This window comes from Streptomyces sp. NPDC031445 (assembly GCF_055581365.1).
In genome coordinates this window covers 162994-184945 of record NZ_JBVIJO010000017.1, presented here as the reverse complement: position 1 = coordinate 184945, position 21952 = coordinate 162994, and the positions used below count along the sequence as shown (strand labels likewise).

The window sequence follows — 21952 nt, the reverse complement described above, 5'->3', positions numbered from 1 at the left end:
CCACACCCCCGCACCCGCCAAACCACCCACACCCGACACACCACCAGGCCCCACCGCACCCCGCGTCACCACCACCAACCGCGACGACACCCACCGCTCATCCGCCAACCACCCCCGCACCAAAGACAGGGCGGCCTCGGTGGTGGCGAGGGCCAGGGTGTCCGCGCCGTCACAGGACTCGTCCCCGATCGTGCGGCCGATCGGTGCGAGGACGACCTCGGGGCGCTGCCCGTCGGTGCCGACCGCGGCGACGAGATCGTCGAGGCCGTCGTAGTGGACGGTGCCGGCCGGGGCGCCGTCCATGGGGTCGGTGCCGACGACGGCCCACCGGCCCGCCGCCGGTGCGGGCGCGGTGCCGGCCGGCAGCGGCACCCAGTCGACGCCGAACACCGCGTTGTGCGTGGGGTGGGCGGCCCGGCCGGCCGGTGTCCTCATCTCGCGCAGCGTCAGCTCCGCGACGGAGACGACCGGCGCGCCGGCGGCGTCGGCGACGTCGAGCGCCGCCGTGCCGTCCCCGGTCCTGGTGAGCCGGCCCCGCAGGTCGGTGGCGCCGACGGCGTGCAGGGACACGCCCGCCCAGGAGAAGGGCAGCCGGGGCGCCGGGGCGCTGACCGCGGCGGCGGGGTCCAGGACGAGCAGGTGCAGGGCCGCGTCGAGCAGCGCGGGGTGCACTCCGTACTGGTCCGCCGTGGTGCGCTGCTCCTCGGGGAGCGCGATCTCGACGTACGTCTCGTCACCGTGGTCCCAGGCCCGTACGACGCCCTGGAACAGCGGTCCGTAGCGGTAGCCCTGCTCCGCCAGGCGCTGGTACAGGTCGTCGACGTCGAGGGCGGTCGCTCCGGCGGGCGGCCACTGGCGCGGCAGCGGTGCGGGCGCCTGGGCGTGGTGGAGGAGGGCGCCGGTGGCATGCCGGGTCCACGGTCCGGGCGTCTCGTCGGCGTCGTCGGGGCGCGAGGAGACGGTGACGGCGCGGCGTCCCGCGTCGTCCGGTGCGGTGAGCGACAGCTGGAGCTGTACGCCGCCGGTCTCCGGCAGGACGAGCGGCGCTTCGAGGGTCAGGTCCTCCAGGTGCTCGTGGCCGGTGCGGTGTCCGGCGTGCAGGGCGAGTTCGACGAAGGCCGTGCCGGGCAGCAGGACGGTGTCGCCGACCTTGTGGTCCGCCAGCCAGGGGTGGGTGCGCAGCGAGAGCCGGCCGGTGAAGACCACCTGGTCGCCGTCGGCGAGGGCGAGGGTGGCCCCGAGCAGCGGGTGGTCGTCGCCCTGGAGGCCCAGTCCGGTGATGTCGCCGCCGCTCGTGGCGTCGGTGAGCCAGTAGCTCTCGCGCTGGAAGGGGTAGGTGGGCAGCGGTGCCGGGGTGTCGGCCGCCGGGACGAGTCCGGACAGGTCCAGGTGTGCCCCGTGGGCGACGGCCACGGCCAGGGAGTTCAGCAGCCGGGCCGGTCCGCCGTCCTGGCGGCGCAGCGAGCCGACGGCGACGCCGGGCACGCCGATGCCGTCGAGTGTCTCCTCGATGCCGACGGTGAGCACGGGGTGCGGACTGGCCTCGATGAACAGGGTGTGTCCCTGCTCGGCCAGGGCACGGACGACCTGCTCGAACCGTACGGGGTTGCGCAGGTTGCGGTACCAGTAGCCGCCGTCGAGCAGGCCGGTGTCCTCGATGAGTTCGCCCGTGAGCGTGGAGTGGAACGGCACGGTCGATCGCTGGTTCGGGGTGACGGGTGCCAGGAGCTCGGCGAGGGGCTCCTGAAGCGCCTCGACGTGCGGGGAGTGCGAGGCGTAGTCGACCGGGATGCGCCGGGCCCGTACGTCCGACTCCTCGAAGCGCAGGAGGAGTTCCCCGAGGGCGTCGGCGTCGCCCGAGACCACCGTGGAGTGCGGGCCGTTGGCCGCCGCCACACAAATGCGGCCGTCCCATTCGGCGATCCGGCGCTCGACCTCGTCGGCCGGAAGGGACACGGAGACCATGCCGCCGGTACCGGCCAGCCGCAACAACGCACGACTGCGCAACGCCACCACACGCGCCGCGTCCTCCAGGGACAACGCACCCGCCACACACGCCGCCGCGATCTCACCCTGCGAATGCCCCACCACCGCCGCCGGCTCCACACCGTACGACCGCCACACCTGAGCCAGCGACACCATCACCGCGAACAACACCGGCTGCACCACATCGACACGCTCCAACGACGGCGCACCCTCCACACCCCGCACCACATCCAGCAACGACCACTCCACATGAGGCGCCAGAGCCCGCCCGCACTCCGCCATCCGGTCCGCGAACACCGGCGAAGCACCCAGCAACTCCACCGCCATCCCCGCCCACTGCGACCCCTGCCCCGGGAACACGAACACCGGACGCACATCCCGGGCGGCGGTGCCGCGTACCAGGAGGTCGTCGGATTCACCGTTCGCGAGGGCGCGCAGGGCGCGCAGCGTGGTGTCGTGGCCGGTGGCGGTGACGATCGCGCGGTGCTCGAACCGGGTGCGGCCGCCGGCCAGGGTGCGGGCGACGCCGACCGGGTCGGTGGTGGTGCCGGCGGCGAGCAGTTCGGCCAGCCGGCCCGCCTGCTCGCGCAGCGCCGTCTCGTCGCGGGCGCTCAGCAGCCAGGGCACGGGGGTGCCGAGGGGGGTGGGGGGCGTGGCGCGGGGTGGCGCGGGCTCGGGGTGCTCCTCCAGGACCAGGTGGGCGTTGGTGCCGGAGATGCCGAACGAGGAGACGGCGGCCCGGCGCGGGCGTTCGCCCCGCTCCCACGGCATCGCGTCGCGCAGCAGGGCGACGGCGCCGCTGTCCCAGTCCACGTGCGCGGTGGGGCTGTCGACGTGCAGGGTCCTGGGCAGCGTCCCGTTCCGGAGCGCCATCACCATCTTGATGACGCCGCCGACGCCCGCGGCGGCCTGGGCGTGGCCGATGTTGGACTTCAGCGAGCCCAGCCACAGCGGCGTGCCGGGGTCGCGGTGCCGTCCGTAGGTGGCGAGCAGGGCGCGGGCCTCGATGGGGTCGCCGAGGGTGGTGCCGGTGCCGTGCGCCTCCACGGCGTCCACGTCGGCGGTGGTGAGTCCGGCGGCGGCCAGTGCCTGGCGGATGACCCGCTCCTGGGCCGGGCCGCTGGGTGCGGACAGGCCGTTGCTGGCGCCGTCCTGGTTGATCGCGGAGCCGCGGATCAGGGCGAGCACGGGGTGGCCGCGCCGCTCGGCCTCGGACTGCCGCATCAGCAGGATCATGCCGACGCCCTCGGCCCAGCTGGTGCCGTCGGCGGCCTGCGCGAACGGCTTGCACCGGCCGTCGGGAGCCAGCCCGCGCTGACGGCTGAACTCGACGAACATGCCGGGCGAGCTCATGACGGTGGCGCCGCCGGCGAGGGCCATGTCGCACTCTCCGGCCAGCAGGGACCGGGCGGCCATGTGCAGCGCCACCAGTGAGGAGGAGCACGCCGTGTCGACGGTGATCGCCGGGCCCTGAAGGCCGAGTGTGTAGGCCACGCGGCCGGAGGCCACGCTGGAGGTGCTGCCGGTCAGCAGGTAGCCGTCGAAGCCCTGGGCCCCCTGGTGCAGCCGGGGACCGTACTCGGGTGCGACGGCGCCGACGAACACGCCGGTCTGGCTGCCGCGCAGCGTGGCCGGGTCGATCCCGGCCCGCTCCAGTGCCTCCCAGGAGGTTTCCAGGAGCAGCCGCTGCTGCGGGTCCATGGCGGCCGCCTCGCGCGGGCTGATGCCGAAGAATCCCGGGTCGAAGAGGTCGGCGTCGTGCAGGAAGCCGCCGACGTCGACGTAGGAGTGCCCGGCCCGGTCCGGGTCGGCGTCGAAGAGGCCGTCGAGGTTCCAGCCGCGGTTCGCGGGGAAGCCGCTGATCGCGTCGGTCCCGGAGGCGACCAGGCGCCACAGGTCCTCGGGTGAGGTGACCCCGCCCGGGTAGCGGCAGGCCATGGCGACGACGGCGAGGGGCTCGTCGGCGGCCGCGGCACGGGCCGGGGCGTCGGTGTCCGGGCCGGTGCCGCCGTACAGCCGTTCGTGCAGGTGCCGGCTCAGGGCGAGCGGGCTCGGGTGGTCGTAGAGCAGGGTCGTGGGCAGGTCGAGGCCGGTGGCGAGGGAGAGCCGCTCGCACAGGTCGACCGACATCAGCGAGTCCAGGCCGAGGTCCCGGAAGACCCCGGTGGGGTCGACGTCGTGCGCGGAGGTGTGGCCGAGGACGGCGGCGACCTCCGCGCGGACCAGGGCGAGGGCGCCGGCGGAGCGGTCGGCCGCGGCGGGGGCGGGCGCCGCGTGGTCCGGGGCGGACGGCGGCGCGGGCGGCGCGGCCTGCGGGAGGCTCGGTGCGCCGGCCGGGGCGGCGACGCCGGGCCAGAAGCGGCGGCGCTGGAAGGCGTACGTCGGCAGCGGTACGAGGCGTGCGGCGCTGTGGGCGAAGAAGGCGGCCCAGTCCACGTCGGTGCCGGTGGTGTGCAGGTGGGCCAGGGCGCGGACGAGGGTCTCCTCCTCGGGCCGGTCGCGTCGCTGCGCTGCTGCCAGCAGCGGGCGCGGAGCGTCGGCCGGCAGGCTCTGGCGGATCATGTGCACGAGGACGGAGTCGGGACCGATCTCCAGGTAGCGGGTGACGCCCAGCCGGTGAAGGGTGCGGACGCCGTCGCTGAAGCGGACGGTCTTCCGGGTGTGCGCGGCCCAGTAGTCGGGGGAGGCGAGTTCCTCGGCCGTCGCCAGGCGGCCGGTCACGTTGGAGATCACGGGTACGGCGGGAGCGGCGAACTCCACGTCGGACGCCGCCGAGCGCAGGGGTTCCAGCGCGGGTTCCATCAGCCGGGAGTGGAAGGCGTGGCTGACGTGCAGCCGGCGGGTTCGGCGGCCCCGTCCGGCGAACAGCTCCATGACGGCGAGGACGGCCTCTTCGGGTCCGGACACGACGGTGGAGTCGAGACCGTTGAGCGCCGCGATCTCGGCGTCGCCGCGCCCCTCGGCCAGCGCCTGTGCCACTTCGGCCTCGGTCGCCTCGACGGCGGCCATCGCACCGCCCGCGGGCAGCGACTGCATGAGGGCGCCCCGGCTCGCCACCAGCCGGCAGGCGTCGCCGCGGGAGAGGACGCCGGCGACGTGCGCGGCCGCCAGCTCTCCGATCGAATGTCCGATGAGGTAGTCGGGGCGGACGCCGAAGGACGCGAGCAGACGGTGCAGCGACACCTCGAAGGTGAACAGGGCGGGCTGTGTGTAGGCGGTCTGGTCGAGCCGGTCGGCCTCGGGCGTGCCGGGGTCGGCGAACATCACGGTGCGCAGCGGACGCTCCAGCATGCCGTCGAACTCCGCGCAGAGTTCGTCGACCGAGTGCCGGAAGGTCTCGAAGGCCGCGTAGAGCTCCCGTCCCATTCCGGGGCGTTGGGCGCCCTGCCCGGAGAAGACGACCGCGAGCGGACCGGCGGGGCCGGCGGTGCCGGTCAGCGCGGCGGAGGCCGGCTGTCCCTCGGCGAGCGCGGACAGGGACCCCAGCAGGGTGTCGCGGTCGCGTCCGACGAGGGCGGCGCGGTGCGGGAAGGCGGTGCGCGTGGTGGCCAGCGAGAGTCCGATGTCGGCCGTCCCGGCGTCGGCTCCGGACGTGAGGTGCTCGTGCAGGCGCCGCGCCTGTGCCCGGAGGGCGGCGGGGTCCGTGCCGGAGAGCAGCCAGGGGACGACCGGCCGCGGTGCGGCGGGCGTGCTGCCGGTGTGCCGCGGCGCGGGGTGCGCGCCCTCGTCGACCGGCTCGTGCCGGTGCTGGGCGAGGACGAGGTGGCAGTTGGTGCCGCCCATGCCGAAGGAGCTCACGCCGGCCACCAGGCGGTCCTGCGGACGGGGCCAGCTCTCGTGGCGGGTCTGCATCCGCAGGCGGAGCTCGTCCAGGGGGATGTCGGGGTGGGGCGTCTCGAAGTGCAGGCTGGCCGGGAGTTCGCCGTGGGCGATGCTGAGCACGGTCTTGATCAGCCCGGCGACGCCCGCGGCCGCCTCCAGGTGGCCGATGTTGGTCTTGACGGAGCCGACCCGCAGGGGAGCGTCCGCGGGACGGCCCGGCGCGAACACCGTGCCGAGGGCGGTGGCCTCCACGGGGTCGCCGACCCGGGTGCCGGTGCCGTGCAGCTCGACGTACTGCACCTCGCCGGGTGTGACCCCGGCCGCCAGCTGGGCCCGCCGGATGGCCTCGGCCTGGTACGCGGAGCCGGGTACGGTCAGGCCGTCGGTGCGTCCGTCGTTGGTGACGGCGCTGCCCAGGATCACGCAGTGGACGGGGTCGCCGTCGCGTACCGCCTGCTCCAGCGGCTTGAGCAGGACCACACCGGCGCCCTCGCCGCGTACGTAGCCGTCCGCGGCGGCGTCGAAGGTGCGGCAGCGGCCGGTCGGGGACAGGGCGCCGAACTTGGCGGACGCCGCGGTGGTCTCGGCGAGCAGGTCGAGGTTGACTCCGCCGGCGATGGCCATCTCCGACTCACCCGCGCGCAGGCTCTCGCAGGCGAGGTGGACCGCGACGAGCGACGAGGACTGGCCGGCGTCCACGGCGAGGCTCGGGCCGTGCAGTCCCAGGACGTAGGAGAGGCGGTTGGCGATGATGCTGCGGTGGGTGCCGGTGACGGTGTGGCCGGTGCTGCCGTCCGGGCCGCGCCGCGCGAGGAGGCCGGCGTAGTCGTCCCAGATGGCGCCGATGAAGACACCGGTGCGGGAGTCGCGGACGCGCTCGGGGACGATGCCGGCGTTCTCCAGGACCTCCCAGCCCAGTTCGAGGACCACCCGCTGCTGCGGGTCCATCTCGACGGCCTCGCGTGGGGAGATCCCGAAGAACGCCGCGTCGAACTCGTCGACGTGGTCGAGGAACGCGCCGTACCAGCGCGGGCCTGTGCCGGCGCCGGCCGGGCCCCAGCGGTGCTCGGGGGCGGGGACGACCGTGTCCCGGCCCTCGCGCAGGAGCTTCCAGAAGGCCTGCGGGCCGTCCGCCTGCGGCAGCCGGCATGCCATGCCGATGACCGCTACGGCGTCCTGGCGCCGCACCGCGGACTCGTTCGCGTTCACGTCCGGGGTTTCTGCAAACACCTGCTGACTCCTTGGTTGCACCGTGGCTGGTGTGCGTCGCTGTGGGCGGTGGCTCAGTTCTTGCGGGCGAGTCCCGCGTAGATGACCATGTCGCTCACCTTGCGGGGGGCCGTCTGCTCCGCCCGCCACTCGGTGGTCTCCACCAGACCGGGCTCCAGGAGTTCGAGGCCCTCGAAGAAGCGCGCGATCTGTGCCTTGGTCCGGTTGGCGTTGAGCTCGATGCTGCGCTTCTCGAAGGCCCGGTCGGTGGTGGCCGCGAGCTCGTCCAGCTCGGCCAGGGAGACGTGGGAGAGCACCAGGTGGCTGCCCGGGGGAAGGGCGTCGAGCAGCAGGCGCACGGCGGCCCAGGGGTCCTCGGCGTCGGGCACGAAGTGCAGGACGGCGACGAGCAGCAGGGCCACCGGCTCGTCGAAGTCGAGCAGCCGGCGCACCCCGGGGGCGTTCAGGATGTCCTCCGGGCGGCCGAGGTCGCCGAGGACCACCTCGATGTTCTTCTCGGCGCGCACGAGGGACTCCGCGTGCACGGTGATGGTCGGGTCGTTGTCGACGTACACGACGCGTGCCTCGGGAGCGACGGCCTGCGCGACGGCGTGCACGTTGTCCTGGGTGGGCAGGCCGGAGCCGATGTCGAGGAACTGCCGGATGCCCACGTCTTCGGTCAGGAAGCGGACCGCGCGGATCAGGAAGTCGCGGTTGGCGCGGGCCGCGGCGAAGACGCCGGGATCGGTCGCGGCGATCTCGTCGACCAGCGCGCGGTCGGCGGGGTGGTTCTCGGTGCCCCCGAGGAGGTAGTCGTACATGCGGGCCAGGCCCGGACGCGTGGTGTCGATCTCGACGGGGGGCTCGACGGGGGTCTTGATGGGGGTCTCGCTCAACGGAACGTTCCTTTCCGGAAGTGACGGGACGAAGCGTCGGGCAGGTGGCCTGACGGGGCGTCAGGCAGCCGGCCTGGGCCGGCGCGCCCCGGCCAGGGCGCCGGTGAGCCGTCGCCGCAGGGCGAGCAGACCGGCCGCGGCGGCGAGCAGGGCCGTGCGCGGGCCGCCGACGCGGCGCATGCGCAGCAGGGACAGGAAGATCCACAGCCGGGTCTCCAGCGCGTTGCCCGGTCCCGCGTGTTCGTCGCGGTACTCCAGGACCCGGGTGCCGGGGACCCTGCTCGTGAGCCGGCGGACGTCGTCACCCGGGATGATCGCGTCCTCGTGGGTGGCCAGGTAGTGCACCGGGATGCCGACGGCGGCGAGTTCCGTGTCGGTGAGCGCCCAGGGGGTCATGTCGCCGGTGATGTCGTCCGGGGTCGTGCGGGTCAGCCGGGCCAGCGTGTCGACGGTGATCCGGGGCAGGCCGCGGCGCCAGTCCGGGTCGGTGAAGAAGGCGGCGACCGGGGCGGCGATGGTGATGACGCCCCTGATGCGCCGGTCGTGCGCCGCGCAGCGCAGGGCGGCGTGTCCGCTGAAGCTCAGGGTCAGCCCGTAGGTGTGCTCGACGTCGGCCCGGTCGCTCACGGCGTCGAGGAGGCGGGAGAGCATCCGCCAGCTGTCGGCGGAGTACGGCAACGGGTTCTCGCCGACGCCCGGCAGCTCGGCCACCAGCACGGCCATGCCCAGCCGCGACGCCTGCGCGAGCAGGGTCATCCACTGTTCCTTGATGCTGATGATGCCGCCCATCACCAGCAGCAGCGGGCGCCGCTCCGTGGCGGACAGGCCGCTCGCCCAGCAGGGCACGGTCTCACCGAGGACGGGGATGTCGAGGCGGGTCACCGCGTGGTCCGCCGCCCAGGCGGCGCAGACCTCGACGCACTTCTTCTGCGCCCGTTCCCTGGCCGGGCCGTCCACGGCGGGGAATCGCGCCAGGTTGTAGTGGGCGCAGGCCTCCAGCAGCCGGCCCTCGGCTTCCAGCCGGGCCGCGGCTCGGCTCCACTCCCCCGTCCAGGAGCCCGGCCGGTCCCCGTCGTCGGAGTGGACACGGTCGCAGACCTCCTGGTAGGCGGCCTGGGTGAGGTTCTGGGCGCGTGCGTGGGCCAGTCCGAAGAGCTTCAGTTCCGCCACGTCGTTCATACGGCGTCCTCCAGGGCCGCGGCACGGCCGTCGCTGCCCGGCGCCAGGGGGTGGCGGAACTCCTCGATTCCGGTCTTGATGTCCGCGAGCAGGTCGGCGGCCTCGGCGCCGTCCACCACACGGTGGTCGAAGGCGAGGTTGAGCCGCATGACGGGGGCGGGGACCACCTGGCCGTCGCGGACGACCGGGCGCTCGGCGATCTGCCCGAGGCCGAGGGTGATGGTGGTGCCGCCGACGGAGTGGAACCCGTCGACCGGCCGGTGGCCGAGCGAGGACACGGCGAGCGTGCCCATGACCTGGTGCCGGGCGGCAAGCGGGCGCACGACCCGCCGGAAGGCGCGGGACCCCACGGGCACGGGCAGCCGCTGGAGCCGGCGGACGGGGGCGAACTCGGGCATGTCGTCCGCGTCGCCCTCGCGGTAGTGCTCCAGTTGCCTCTGGATCTCGTCCAGGCCGGCCGCCTGCGCGCCCTTGAGCAGGGCCGACAGGACGACCCGCTCGCCGTCCAGCGTCTTGTCCAGGGCGACCTTCACGTCGACGTGGTCGTAGGTGACGATCCGGGGGCGCAGGGTCCCGAGGATCGCGGCGTTGGCCTGCGGATGGGCGGCGAGTGCCCGTGCGGCGGCCAGGATGACGCACGCCACCGCGGAGTACCGCCGACCGCTGTCCCGGGCGGCCTCGCGGACCTGCCGGACCCGGGTCATGTCGACGTCCGTGTCCAGGAAGACCGGACAGAAGCCGCGGATCGTCTGGAGGAAGTAGAAGGTGTGGCGGCGCTGCCGCGCCAGGGGCCGGACCGTCACGGGGCCACCGCCAGTTCGTAGACGTGGGCGAGCGTGGGGGCTTCGATCACGTCGGGCAGGGACAGGCGTCGCCCGGTCTCCCGCTCCAGCACGGTCAGCAGCCACATCACGTGGAGCGAGTCCCAGCCGGGGACCTCGTCCACGTTGCGGCGCAGATCCTCACCGGTGACCGGTATCCCGATGTGGTCACTGATCAACTCGGCGAATTCGTCCAGGCTGTTCACTTGCGGGCCCCCCGGGAGCGATCGATCAGACGGATGTGGCCGGGCACGTCCGGCAGCTGGTCCAGTCGGTGACGGAAGGTCGTCGACGTGGTGTCGCCACCGGTCTCCTCGAAGCCGGCGGACGGGTACAGGTGCCGCACCTTGGCGTTCTTGGCGGTCGGGCGGTACGCGGCCTCCACCGCGTCGGCGCCCTGCGCCTTGGCGTGGTGCAGCACGGCCGCCAGGCAGGCCCGTTCCACCCCGCGGGCCAGCACCCGGCAGCTGAGGAGGAAGTTGTCGACCGTCAGCACGTCGCCCGTGCGCCGCAGGAACACCGCGCCGGTCAGGCCGCTGCTGCCGAAGCGGTCGCTGACGTGGACCGCCAGCACGCTCGCGTCCGGGTCGTCGGCACGCTGCTGGACCGCCGCCGGCTGGAGCCGCTCGGTGGTGAGGTTGAACTGGTTGGTGCGCAGGGTGAGCTGGGACACCCGGGCGATCTCGTCCGGCCGCACCGGGCCGATGGTGACGGTGATCCCCAGGTCCCGCAGATAGTCGTCGGGATCGGCGTGCGCCGTGCGCAGCTCACCCCGAGCGGCCTCCGCCCGGTACAGGGCGGTGCGTTCGGTGTCCTCCGCGGTGACCGTCCGCACGGTGAACCAGCCGTCGGCCAGCAGCTTCTCCACGTGCAGCGCGGGCTCCTCGTCGAGGGCGACGACGTCGGCCTGCGGGCAGTGCGCGCGGACGAGGCCGCACTCGTGCGGGCTGTCGTCGACGAAGACGAAGCTGTCGAGGCCGATCCCGATCGTGTCCGCGATCTCGCGCAGGTGCCCGGGCTTGGCCGACCAGTCGGCCCTGATCTGCACGAAGTCGTCCTCGCGCAGGGTCATGCCGGGGTGGTCGCGCAGCACCTCGCGCACCGGTGCCGGGTCGTTCTTGCTGACGGCCGAGAGCAGGACGCCCTGCGAGGCGAGCTGGGCGAGGACGCGCTGGAAGGCGGTGAACGCCCTGCCGCGCAGGCCGTCGCCCACCTCGATGCCCTCGCGGCCGTCCTCGCTCAGCACCCCTCCCCAGAGGGTCTGGTCCAGGTCGACCGCCAGGCACTTCTTGGTCCGTCCGGTGAGGTGCCGGGCGAGATGGCCGATCTCCCTGGCGTAGGCGGCGAGCAGCGGCTCCGACAGGTGGGCACCGGTGTACGCGCTGAGCCGGGGGTCCGTGGCGGGCACGCCGTCGGCCAGCAGCGGGTCGAGGTCGAGTGCCACGACCTGGGGGCGGCTGTCGCCGAGCCCCAGCAGCCGTGAGTTGGCCTCCCGCCACAGCGTGCCGAGCCGGGCGCGCGAGCGGTAGTCGATCAGCTGCGCCGTCAACGTCCGTGGGAGAGGCAGGGTGTTGACGACCAGGGTGGCGTCGCTGTGTGCGACGAAGCGTTCCACCAGGGCCTCGATCAGCGAGATCCGGTGCTCCACGGCCGCGCGTACGTCGTCGAGGGTCCAGGGCGCGGGCAGGTCGTCGAGGACCACCATCGGGTCGAGGACCAGCAGGACCAGGTCGGGGCCCGCCGAGTACAGTTCGCCGGCCGGATCGGAGAGTTCCGGCACGTAGCTGTCGAAGTCGGTGAGCGTCGGCCGCAGCAGCAGCCCGTGCCGGGCGAGTTCGGCGGTGAGCGCCGGGGTCAGCAGGGCCAGGTTCCCGTGTCCGGTCACCGCTGTCCGCACCTGGGGGGTGTCCCCGTGGTGCCGCAGCACCTCGTCCGGGTCGAGACGGCACAGGAGCCGGCCGGCCCGCTGGAGTTCGGCGCCGGTGGCCTCGGCGAGCAGGGAACGCACCCGTGGGTAGTCGGCGGCCAGACGGCCGGCGCGGAACAGCTCCAGCAGGGAGCCGGGGCGGGACGTGTCCATCACGTCACACCCGCTCGATCGCGAAACCGGCGCGGATCCACTTGCTCGACTCCACCGAGATCCCGACCGCCCGGTCTCCGGGAGCCATGAGCTGGAGCGCTCGCTCGACCTGGAAGAACGGCGTGGCGTTCCCGGTGTTGCCGATCCGGGTGACGCAGCTGACCTCCTTGGCGCCCAGCAGGTCCAGTTCGTCGACGACCCGGCGGGTCATCCGGCCGGACAGCTGCGGCGGCAGGACGTAGTCGACGTCCTCGCGGGTCCAGCCGACGTCGGCCAGCACCTGGTCCAGGATCTCGCGGCTCATCCGGGGCACGGTCTCCTCGATGGCCTTGTAGTCCTCCGCCGCGGGGAGCCGGTCGGACATGCGGTCGGCGGGGCCGAACCACTCCAGGATCTGCCCCGGTTCACGGCCGTGGCCCGTGAGCCGGGACGACGTGAGGCACACCCTGGCGAGCGCGCCCCCGGGCTCGGTGCTGAGGACCATCGCGCCGGCGCCGTCGCCGAACAGCACGTAGTTGATGAGCTGTTCGGGACGCAGCTTGGAGAAGTCCTGGCCGAGGTCGAAGTACTTCTCGTTCAGCTCGCCGCCGATCACCAGCGCCCTGCGGTACGCGCCCGTGGTGAGCAGCCGGTGGGCGAGGTCCAGCGCCTGGAACGCACCGGTGCATCCTGACTGCAACTGGAAGACGGGGACGCCGTCGATGCCCAGCCGGTCCGCCACCACGGAGGCCGTCGTCGGCAGGAGCCGGTCCGGGGTGGCGGTGCCCATGACCACCAGGTCGATGTCGGCGGCGGCGGTCGCGGCGCCGTCGAGCGCGCGCCGCGCGGCGAGTTCGCACAGGTCCGCCAGGGTGTTGCGCCGTTCGCCCGTGTCCAGGTCGACCGTGAGGTGCCGGGTCTCCGTGGCGATGAAGACCCCGATCCACTCCTCCCACTGGTCGCTCATGCCGAAGCGCCGGGTGAGTGCGGCGTTGTCGACGGGCGCGCCCGGGAGGGCGGTGCCCGCGGACGCGACATGGATTCGTTGGGGTTGCATCTGGTCCCTCCGTCTGGTCGCGGCCCCCGCCCGTCCGGACCGGGGCATCGACCGGCTCGAAGCGGGCGGTGCACCGGACAGGCCGTCCGGCGGAGCCCGGCAGCGAAGATCCTGGGAGGGGCCGCTTAAGCGGGCTTAAGGCCCCGCTCTAGCGGCTCGCCGCGCCCCCGGCGGGCGGCGCCGTCGCCCGTCCGGGCTCAAGACCGGCTTTAGAGCCGGCCAATGCGGCCCGGCGACGATGGGCGAAAACTCTCGGGGAGGCACAGACGTGCGTGAGTGGGAAGGCACCGCATCCGGCCGCGGGCCGGCGACGCAGCGGACCCGGTACCTGACGACGGCTCCGGTCGCCGGCGGGCCGCTCCGGCTGTTCTGCTTCCACCACGCCGGTGGCAGCGCCTCGGCGTTCACCGCGGTGCGCAACGCGCTCGCGCCGCACATCGACGTCCTGCCCGTGCAACTGCCGGGGCGGGAGGGGCGCAGGGCCGAACCGCTCGCGCGGTCGATGGCCGGCCTGGTGGCCGAGCTCGACGAGCAGCTGGGCCCGTACCTCACGGGGCGATACGCCTGCTACGGCCACAGCATGGGCGCCCTGGTGGCGCACGACCTCGTCGCCCGCAGGCAGGCCCGCGGCGACGTGCTCCCGGTGCGTCTCGTCGCGGGAGCCGCGCGTGCGCCCCAGCTGGCGCCCGCGCTGGCCTCGTCGCACACCGACTCCGACGACGAACTCGTCGAGAAGATCGTCGGTATCGGCGGCATGTCCGCCGAACTGCTGCGCTATCCGGACTGGGTGCGTCCGGCGCTGGAACTGACCAGGGCGGATCTGCGCCTGTGCGCGACCCGCAGCCCCTCGGCCACGCCCCCGCTGGACTGTCCGGTAGACGTGTTCCACGGGGTCGCGGACCCGCTGGTCTCCGAGGCCGAAGCCCGCGAGTGGGCGGCGCGCAGCTGGACGGAGAGCACCTTCCACTCCTTCGAGGGCGGGCACTTCTTCTTCCTGCGGGAGTCACCCGCCGTGTTCGCCGCCCGGCTGGCGGCCCTCCTCCTCCCGGCCGGGGGTCTGGTGCCGGAGCACTGAGACCGACCCCCGGCCGGCAAGGGCGGACATGCGGCTGGCCGCGGGCCCGCCGCTCAGCTCGCCATCAGGACGTCCAGGTCGCGGTCGGCGGCGAGGATGGCCTGGTGCAACTGCCGCAGGGCACGGCAGGGCTCCAGTCCGAGTTCGGCGCGGAGTACGCGCTGGGCGGTGCGGTAGACCTCCAGCGCCTCGACCTGGCGTTCGGACCGGTAGAGCACCAGCATCAGCTGCCGGTAGAACGACTCACGCAACGGGTACTCGCTCGTCAGCCCGTACAGCAGTCCGATGACCTCGCGGTGCCGGCCGAGGGCCAGCCGCGCCTCCACGGACATCTCGAGGCACTGCAGGCTCTCCTCCTCGACCCAGGCGGCGAAGGAGTTCAGGATCGGCCCCTCGGCGAAGCCGTCCAGGACCTGTCCGCGGACCAGTGACAGCGCCCGTTCGAATGCGGCCAGCGCCGCCTCGTAGGCCGCGGCCTGGTGGTGCGCGTGCCCTCTGCGCACCGCGTCGTGGAAGTCCTGGAAGTCGAAGCCCGCGCCGTCGGTCTTCAGCAGGTAGCCCGCCGGCTTGGTGACGATGGCCCGTCCCTCGATGTCCCCCGCCGACACCAGGAACTTGCGCAGTTGGGAAATGTACACATGGACGGTGGCCGAGGCACGGCGGGGCGGATTGCTCACCCACAGTTCCCCGATCAGCTGATCCTTGTTGACGAAGCGCCCCGACTCGACGAGCAGCGCCGCGAGGACCGTTTCGATTTTCGGGGCACTTAGCGTGAACTGTCGCGAACCGTCGATTACTCGGAGCGAACCGAGTATTTCAAACCGCATTCACACCTCACGGGTTCGGTCTGGCTGAATGATTCCTCGGTAAAGGAACCCGATCAGTCTGGACCATGACGCGGCGAACACACATCCGAGGAACTACGTACGTACCCGACAATGTCCGAGCGCCGCCTTTGCTTCCCGGTCCCACGAGCACTCCTCCCCTTCCGACACGCGGACGCGGCCGCCCGGCCCCTGCCTTCATGCGGGCGGCGCAGGCGCCGACGAGGTCATCACCGTGACGACCGCCACCGGCCACCGACGACATCCGGCCGCGTCCCCCGGGCGGCCCACGTACGTAGATTGGCCAATGGAAAGTAAATACTTAAAATTCAACGCAAATAAATCGACACGCCGCACCGTAAACACGCGGCCAGCATTTCCGATGAAAAAAGCAGCACGATACCGGACGTTACCGGGGCATCTGCGGGAACCGCAGCACGGACGTTCTCACCATCTGGTCGCGATGAGGTGGATTCCGTGTCCGGCGCGCCACTGCCCGTGATCGGTGGCGGCGGCCGTGTCACGAACGACGCGGAGCCAGTGGCCGCGCGGCACTCTCGCCATCGCCCTCGAGGAAGACCTTGCGCATCAGCTCGGCACGCGAATGAACGCCCATTTTGCTGTATATCCGGGCCAGATGCGTGTCCACGGTGCGCGGGCTGACGCCGAGCGAGGTGGCGATGTCCTTCGTCCGCATGCCCTCGCCGGCCAGCTGCGCGACCTGGCGCTCCCTCGTGGTCAGCAGGGCCGTGGGCAGCGGGCTCTCCTCGGCCGTGCGTCCCGGCGCGGAGCCACCGGGAGCGTCTCCCTCGTCCTGCGCGGGTTCGCTCCGCTCCTCCGCCGCCGCGGCGTCCGTCCGGGCCGGCCCCGTCCCGCTACCGTCCGACGCCTCGCGCCGCCCCGGGCGGGACCGTACGGCCTTCGCCGCCAGGCTCTCCCAGTGTCCCGCCGCGGCCTTGTCCCCGAGGCCCTCCGCCGCGGCGGCGAGCAGCTCGTACACCCGCGCCCGGTGCACTTTCGCGGGACCGGGGCTCTCCCACATGTCCTGCTGCGCGGCCAGCAGTTCCAGCACGCCGACGTTGTCGCCGACGGACAGCGACGCCTCCGCGTGGAGGATCACGGCGACCGGCGCCCAGAAGTTGCCCTCGTCCAGCCCGTGCCGGAACCGCGGTGCCGAGGGCGCCGGATGGCGGTGCCACGCCCGGCCCGCGGCGGCCGCCGCGAACGCGTCCGCCACAGCGGCGTAGTCGTGCCGGCCGATCTGCCTGGCCGCCGCCTCGGCCCGCTTGGCCGCGTCGTACGCCTCGGGCAGTTCGCCCTGGCCGTAGTGGATGCCGGTCAGCACGAGCAACAGCAGGGGCAGTTGGTGCCTGCCGCCGGTCCTGTGCATGGACTCGTGAGCCGCGCGGACATGGCGCTGGGCCGACTCGTACTCCCCCACCAGCGCCTCCGCCCAGGCCATGATGAGCAGGAACTCGGCGAACCCCGGCGTCTCCGCGTCCCCGTCGGAGCAGTTCGCCAGCGCCTGCGCGCACCCGGCCAGCAGACGCTGCCCCTCCGCGCGGTCGCCCTCGAACATCACGCACAACGCGCGCACGGCCTCGGCGCCGAAGCCGTGCACCGGGTGCGCCTGCCTCGCCCACGAGCCCAGCGAGTCCAGCTCGGCGCGGCTGGGTACCGTGCCCGTGAGCAGCTTGACCAGCACCCCCGAGAGGTCCATCACCGCGCGCACCGCGGGGTCGGCGCGGCCGAGCCTGGCGGTCTCCTGACCGAGCAGGGCCTGCCCTCGTTCGGCGTCACCGAGAGAGGCGTGCAGACAGGCCAGCGTGGCCGCCGCGGTGGCCCGCGCCCCGGTGGACTCGTCCAGCAGGGACAGCAGTTCGCCGCCCAGCTCGATCAGCCGCTCGCGGTCACCGTCCGCGGCGGCTGCCTGCGCCACTCGGCGCCAGACGGCGGTGTCCACCATCCCGTGCCGTGCCCCTCCGCCGCGTGCCCGCTGCGCACGCAACGCCCCCACCAGCCAGCGGACGGCGAGTTCCGACCGGCCGGAGTGCAGTGCCGCGCTCGCGGCGGCGACCAGTGTCCGCACGGCCGCCGGGTCCTCGGCGCCGATCGCCTCGATGTGCAGGGCGAGTACCGTCGCGGGTTCGCCGCGCTCGGTCAGGTACTCCAGGGCGCGCCGGTGCAGGTCGTGCCGCCACCATGTGCTGGTGCAGCCGTAGATGCAGTACCGCATCAAGGGGTGACGGAACATCATCATGCCGGCGCCGAGCATCCGCACGACGTCGTGCCGGCGCAGCTCGCTCAGTGCCCTGGACGCCGACGACACCTTCATCTGGGCGGTGGCCGCCACCGCCGGCACGTCGAAGGAGTCGCCGAGCACCGCCGCCACGTGCGCCACCAACCGGGCCTCGCTGTCGAGCCGGGACACCTCGGTGAGCAGTCGGGCGCCGAGGGGGCTCTGCGCCCAGGTCTCGGCGTTGTCCAGGCGCGGGCTCTCCTTGCCGGCGAGCGCGGTGACGTACAGCGGGAGGCCGTCACCCTCCTGGTGCAGACGGGCGAGGTCCGGGGAGGCCGGGTCCACGTCCAGCAGGGCGCCGCTCTGCGAGACGGTGAGCGGGTCGAGGTGCACCTGCCCGATGAACCCCAGGTCGATGCCTTCCTGCAGCGCCGCCCGCAGCCCCACCGGGCTCTGCCGGGGCCGGTGTGCGACGACGAGGGCGAGCCGCTCCTCCACCGGCCAGCGGATCAGGATCTCCAGGAACCTGATCGACCAGGCGTCCGCCCACTGCATGTCGTCCAGCACCAGCAGGCAGCCGGCCGGGGCGAGGGCCAGGCACTCGGCCAGCGCACGGCGCTGTTCGAAGAACCGGTCCCATGACGGCATCGGCTGGAGCGAACCGGCCGACTGGGCCAGGGTCCGGGCCAGCGCCCGCGCCCTCTCGGTGCGCTTCGCATCACCGCCCGGCGCGCCGTCGGCGGAGGCCACCCAGGCGTTGAGCGCCTGGAGAAAGGGATGGAGCGGTACTTCCGCCTCGGCCATCGAACACCGTGCCCGCAGCACCCACATGCCGCGACGGCGCGCGTCACGGGCGGCGGCGTCGAGCAGCCACGTCTTGCCGCTGCCGGGGTCCCCCAGTACCTCCACGCCGCCGTGACCGCGTGTTCTCACCAACTGAATGAAATCGGTCAGCCTGGCGAACTCGGATGTTCGGACAATTCGATCAGGTAAGGACAACCCCCCGTTGATGTCCACCGTTTCTCCCCCCGTACGGTCAGCATTCCCGCCACATGCATATCCACGTCGTCTGAGCCACATGCCACAGCGACGACTCCGTGGGCTTCGTCGCTGCATATATCTGTGCCAGGGGCCCGACCGCGGCGTGCGGGACTTCCGGTCAGCGCCGAGCCTTTGCGTCCCAGAACCGCCCTGCCCAGAGCCATCATGGTGGCTGGACGCATAGCCGACCCCCTAACTATGGTGCCTCACCACATGTGCGGCTGACGAGCGTGTTTCTACGGTGTGCCGACACGTACCCGTCCCCACCGCACACGAGGAAGTGGCGCACATGGCATCCGGAACCACCACCGCTCCCCCACCCCCCGCCAGCCTCCCCAGAATCGTCGCCGCCAGCCTCATCGGGACCACGATCGAGTGGTACGACTTCTTCCTCTACGGCTCCGCCGCCGCGCTGGTGTTCAACAAGCTGTTCTTCCCGGACTCCGACCCGCTCGTCGGCACGCTGCTGTCGTTCCTGACGTACGCCGTGGGCTTCGCGGCCCGCCCGCTGGGGGCGCTCGTCTTCGGGCACTACGGTGACCGGCTGGGGCGCAAGAAGCTGCTGGTGCTCAGCCTGCTGCTGATGGGCGGGGCCACGTTCGCCATCGGCCTGCTGCCCACGCACGCCACCGTCGGCGCCGCCGCGCCCGTGCTGCTCACCGTGCTGCGCCTGGTGCAGGGCTTCGCGCTCGGCGGCGAGTGGGGAGGTGCCGTCCTGCTGGTGTCGGAGCACGGGGACGCGCGGCGGCGCGGCTTCTGGGCATCGTGGCCGCAGACCGGCGCGCCGGCCGGACAGCTGCTGGCGACCGGCGTGCTCTCACTGCTCACCGCCGTGCTGTCCGACGACGCCTTCGGAACGTGGGGGTGGCGGATCCCGTTCCTGCTCTCCGGTGTGCTCGTGCTCGTCGGTTTGTGGATTCGTCTGTCTGTCGATGAATCGCCCGTCTTCAAGGAGGCCAGGGAGCGGGCCGAGGCGCGGCGCGACGGCGCGCAGGAGAAGCTGCCGCTCGTCTCCGTGCTCCGGCACCACTGGCGGGACGTGCTCGTGGCGATGGGCGCCCGCATGGCGGAGAACATCAGCTACTACGTCATCACCGCCTTCATCCTCGTCTACGCCACCACCTCGGCCGGCGTCTCCAAGCAGACCGCCCTCAACGCCGTCCTCATCGGCTCGGCCGTGCACTTCGCCGTCATCCCGGCCTGGGGCGCGCTGTCCGACCGGGTCGGCCGGCGGCCCGTGTACCTGCTCGGCGCCGCCGGTGTCGGGCTGTGGATGTTCCCCTTCTTCGCGCTCGTGGACACCGGCTCGTTCGGGTACCTGATCCTCGCCGTCACCGTCGGACTCGTGCTGCACGGCGCCATGTACGCGCCCCAGGCCGCCTTCTTCGCCGAGATGTTCGCGACGCGGATGCGGTACTCGGGCGCGTCCATCGGCGCTCAGTTCGCCTCCGTGGCCGCCGGCGCGCCCGCCCCGCTCATCGCCACCGCGCTGCTCAAGGACTACGGCGGCTCCACCCCGATCGCGCTGTACGTGATCGCCGCCGCCGTGCTGACCCTGATCGCGGTGGGCCTCGGGCGGGAGACGCGGCACCGCGATCTGGCCCGGGTCGACGGTGAGGACGGGGACACCCCCGCGGCGAGCCCGGCCGCCGAGGCACGCACCGTCTGAGCGGCGCCCCCGCCCCGCCCGCATCCCGGCCGGCCTTCGCGCCGGCACCGTACCGACGCCACTGAGCGGTCCCCGCGCGGGGACCGCTCAGTGGCGTCCGGGCGCGGCGAGCCGGTGCAGCCGCAGGGCCAGTTGGATCTCCAGGGCCCGCGCGGGTGTCTGCCAGTCCTCGCCCAGCAGGCGGCCCACGCGCTCCAGCCGCTGCGCCACGGTGTTGACGTGGACGTGCAGCGCGTCCTTGGTGCGTGCCGGGCTCATCCCGCCCTCGAAGTAGGCGTCCAGGGTCCGCAGCAGTTCCGTGCCGCGCCGCTCGTCGTACGACACCACCGGGCCGATGGTCCGCTCGACGAACCCGGCGATGTCCCGTTCACCCGCGAGGAGCAGACCGAGGAAGCCGAAGTCCTCGGCCGCCGCGCCGTCCCCGGCCCGGCCCAGCAGGTGCAGCGCGTCCAGGCAGCGGCGCCCCTCGGCATAGGCGGCGGTCACGGTCTCGGGGTTCCCGGCGAGGTCGGTGACGGGTGCGGAGGCGCCGACCGTGACCGGCTGGTGGACGGCCGTGCCCAGCTGGCGGGCGGTGCGGCGGGCCACGTCCGTGGCGGTGTCGCCGGCGCCGAGCGGCAGCAGCAGGACCGTGCCGCCGTCACGGGCCGCGGCCAGGCCGTGCCGGGTGGCCGCGAGGTGGGAGGCGGCGGACCAGAGCCGGCGGCGGGCCGCGGCCTCCTCGTCGGCGTCGGCCGCCGGGCCGTCGAGGCGGGCGGCGAGGACGACATGGGTGGCGTCCAGGTCCGCCTGGAGGCGGCTGGCGCGCTCGCGCAGCAGCCGCGGGTCCCGGTCGCGCGCGTCCAGCAGATCGTCCAGCAGCTCACCGCGCACGCGCTGTTCGGCCTCGGCGGCGGAGCGGCGGGCGAGCAGCAGCAGGGAGGTGACCATGGCCGCGCGCTCCAGGGTGCGCTGGTCGACGGGGTCGAGGCCGGGGTGGCCGCGCAGGACCAGCGCGCCGAGGAGTTCACCGCCGGCGGTCACCGCGGCGATCCAGTCGCTGCCGTGGCGTACCGCGTGCCCCTCGGCGCGGGAGGCCTCCAGCGCCTCGGCCGGTGCCGCCGTGGCCTCGGCGAACTCGACGGTTCCGGCGAGGACCTGGGAGACGGCGGCGGCCACGTCGTGGACCCCGCCGCCGCGCAGGACGAGTTCGGCGAGCCGGTCGTGGACGTCGGACGCGCGCTCGATGACGGCGCTGCGGTCGCGGATGATCTCGTTGGCGTGCTCCAGGCCGGCCAGGGCGGCGCGGGTCTCGGTGAGCAGGTTGGCGGTGTCGATGGCCGCCGCGGCGAGGGCCGCGAAGGAGCCGAGCAGGGCGATCTGCCCGCGTTCGAAGACCCTCGCGCGCCGGTCCGCGGCGAACAGGACGCCGATCACGTGCGGGCCGAGCATCAGGGGGACGCCGAGGATGGCGACCAGCCCCTCGTCGCGGACGCCGGCGTCGATGGTGAGGGTGTGCTGGAAACGGCCGTCCTGGAAGTAGTCGTCGGTGACGTACGGCCGGGCGGTCTGGGCGACGAGTCCGCCGAGTCCCTCTCCCATGCCGAGGCGCAGCTGCTGGAAGCGGGCCGAGACGGAGCCCTCCGTGACCCGCATGTAGGTGTCGCCGCGGGCCGGGTCGTTCAGGCTCAGGTAGGCGACGTCCGTGCCCAGCAGGGAACGGGCACGCTGCACGATCGCCTGGAGGACGGCGTCCAGATCGCGGAGTCCGGCCAGGTCGTGGGCGGTCTCGAAGAGCGCCGACAGTTCCGCCTCGCGGCGTCGGCGGCCCTCCAGCTCCGCGCGCACGCGCAGGGCGAGCAGTCTGGCCTCTTCCAGCGCGGCGACGCGGTCCGCCGGCTCGCCCTCGGCTCGGGCGCGCAGCACGGGCTGCTCGTAGGCCTCGACGGAGGCGTCGCGGGCCAGCAGGCCGAGGTACGGGGCCTCGGCGCTGCCGCTGGGTGCCGACTGGAGATGATCGCGGGACATGGTCACAGGATTCCGTATGGGCCACCCGGCCCGGCAGCCCTGTGGAAAACTCCCGGTGCCGCTGCCGG

12 protein-coding genes are annotated in these 21952 nt (G+C 73.3%); 2 read left to right on the top strand and 10 right to left on the bottom strand.

Annotated features, from left to right (window positions below):
• The 7 genes from ACZ5DC_RS35625 to ACZ5DC_RS35595 form a co-directional block, all read right to left on the bottom strand.
• Window positions 1-7038, bottom strand: a 7038-nt coding sequence (locus ACZ5DC_RS35625) for a type I polyketide synthase (RefSeq protein ID WP_468659806.1), incomplete at its 3' end; no start/stop codon positions are given.
• 53 nt (window positions 7039-7091) lie between these two features.
• Window positions 7092-7913 carry an SAM-dependent methyltransferase gene (locus tag ACZ5DC_RS35620; RefSeq protein WP_468659804.1) on the bottom strand — a complete coding sequence of 274 codons (822 nt, stop codon included), beginning with the start codon at window positions 7911-7913 and terminating at the stop codon, window positions 7092-7094.
• 60 nt (window positions 7914-7973) lie between these two features.
• The gene (locus ACZ5DC_RS35615) at window positions 7974-9092 is read right to left on the bottom strand and encodes an alpha/beta hydrolase (RefSeq protein ID WP_468659802.1); all 1119 of its coding nucleotides are present in this window, start codon (window positions 9090-9092) and stop codon (window positions 7974-7976) included.
• Window positions 9089-9895: a 2-oxo acid dehydrogenase subunit E2 gene (locus tag ACZ5DC_RS35610; RefSeq protein WP_468659800.1), complete on the bottom strand. Its 807-nt coding sequence runs from the start codon at window positions 9893-9895 to the stop codon at window positions 9089-9091. The genes ACZ5DC_RS35615 and ACZ5DC_RS35610 overlap by 4 nt, the downstream gene beginning before the upstream one ends.
• A complete protein-coding gene (locus ACZ5DC_RS35605) occupies window positions 9892-10119 on the bottom strand; it encodes an acyl carrier protein (RefSeq protein ID WP_366751512.1) in 228 nt (75 codons plus the stop codon). Before ACZ5DC_RS35605 ends, ACZ5DC_RS35610 begins: the two co-directional genes overlap by 4 nt.
• The gene (locus ACZ5DC_RS35600) at window positions 10116-11993 is read right to left on the bottom strand and encodes an HAD-IIIC family phosphatase (RefSeq protein ID WP_468659797.1); all 1878 of its coding nucleotides are present in this window, start codon (window positions 11991-11993) and stop codon (window positions 10116-10118) included. Before ACZ5DC_RS35600 ends, ACZ5DC_RS35605 begins: the two co-directional genes overlap by 4 nt.
• A 4-nt stretch (window positions 11994-11997) precedes the next feature.
• A complete protein-coding gene (locus tag ACZ5DC_RS35595) occupies window positions 11998-13029 on the bottom strand; it encodes a 3-oxoacyl-ACP synthase III family protein (protein WP_468659795.1) in 1032 nt (343 codons plus the stop codon).
• 268 nt (window positions 13030-13297) lie between these two features.
• On the opposite strand from ACZ5DC_RS35595, the gene ACZ5DC_RS35590 reads away from it, so the two are divergent.
• Window positions 13298-14104, top strand: coding sequence for a thioesterase II family protein (locus ACZ5DC_RS35590; RefSeq protein WP_468659793.1), 807 nt, complete (start codon window positions 13298-13300; stop codon window positions 14102-14104).
• A gap of 53 nt (window positions 14105-14157) precedes the next feature.
• Here the strand turns inward: ACZ5DC_RS35590 and ACZ5DC_RS35585 are convergent, their stop codons facing one another.
• Together ACZ5DC_RS35585 and ACZ5DC_RS35580 are read right to left on the bottom strand one after the other, a co-directional pair.
• On the bottom strand, window positions 14158-14931 hold the full coding sequence (locus ACZ5DC_RS35585; protein WP_468659791.1) for an AfsR/SARP family transcriptional regulator: 774 nt from the start codon (window positions 14929-14931) through the stop codon (window positions 14158-14160).
• A 517-nt stretch (window positions 14932-15448) separates the two neighbouring features.
• Entirely contained in the window at window positions 15449-18247 is a 2799-nt protein-coding gene (locus tag ACZ5DC_RS35580) for a helix-turn-helix transcriptional regulator (RefSeq protein ID WP_468659789.1), read from the bottom strand.
• A gap of 250 nt (window positions 18248-18497) precedes the next feature.
• Between ACZ5DC_RS35580 and ACZ5DC_RS35575 the strand changes: the two genes are divergently transcribed.
• On the top strand, window positions 18498-19877 hold the full coding sequence (locus tag ACZ5DC_RS35575; protein ID WP_468659787.1) for an MFS transporter: 1380 nt from the start codon (window positions 18498-18500) through the stop codon (window positions 19875-19877).
• A gap of 87 nt (window positions 19878-19964) precedes the next feature.
• Here the strand turns inward: ACZ5DC_RS35575 and ACZ5DC_RS35570 are convergent, their stop codons facing one another.
• On the bottom strand, window positions 19965-21884 hold the full coding sequence (locus ACZ5DC_RS35570; RefSeq protein WP_468659785.1) for a helix-turn-helix domain-containing protein: 1920 nt from the start codon (window positions 21882-21884) through the stop codon (window positions 19965-19967).
• Window positions 21885-21952 lie beyond the last annotated feature (68 nt).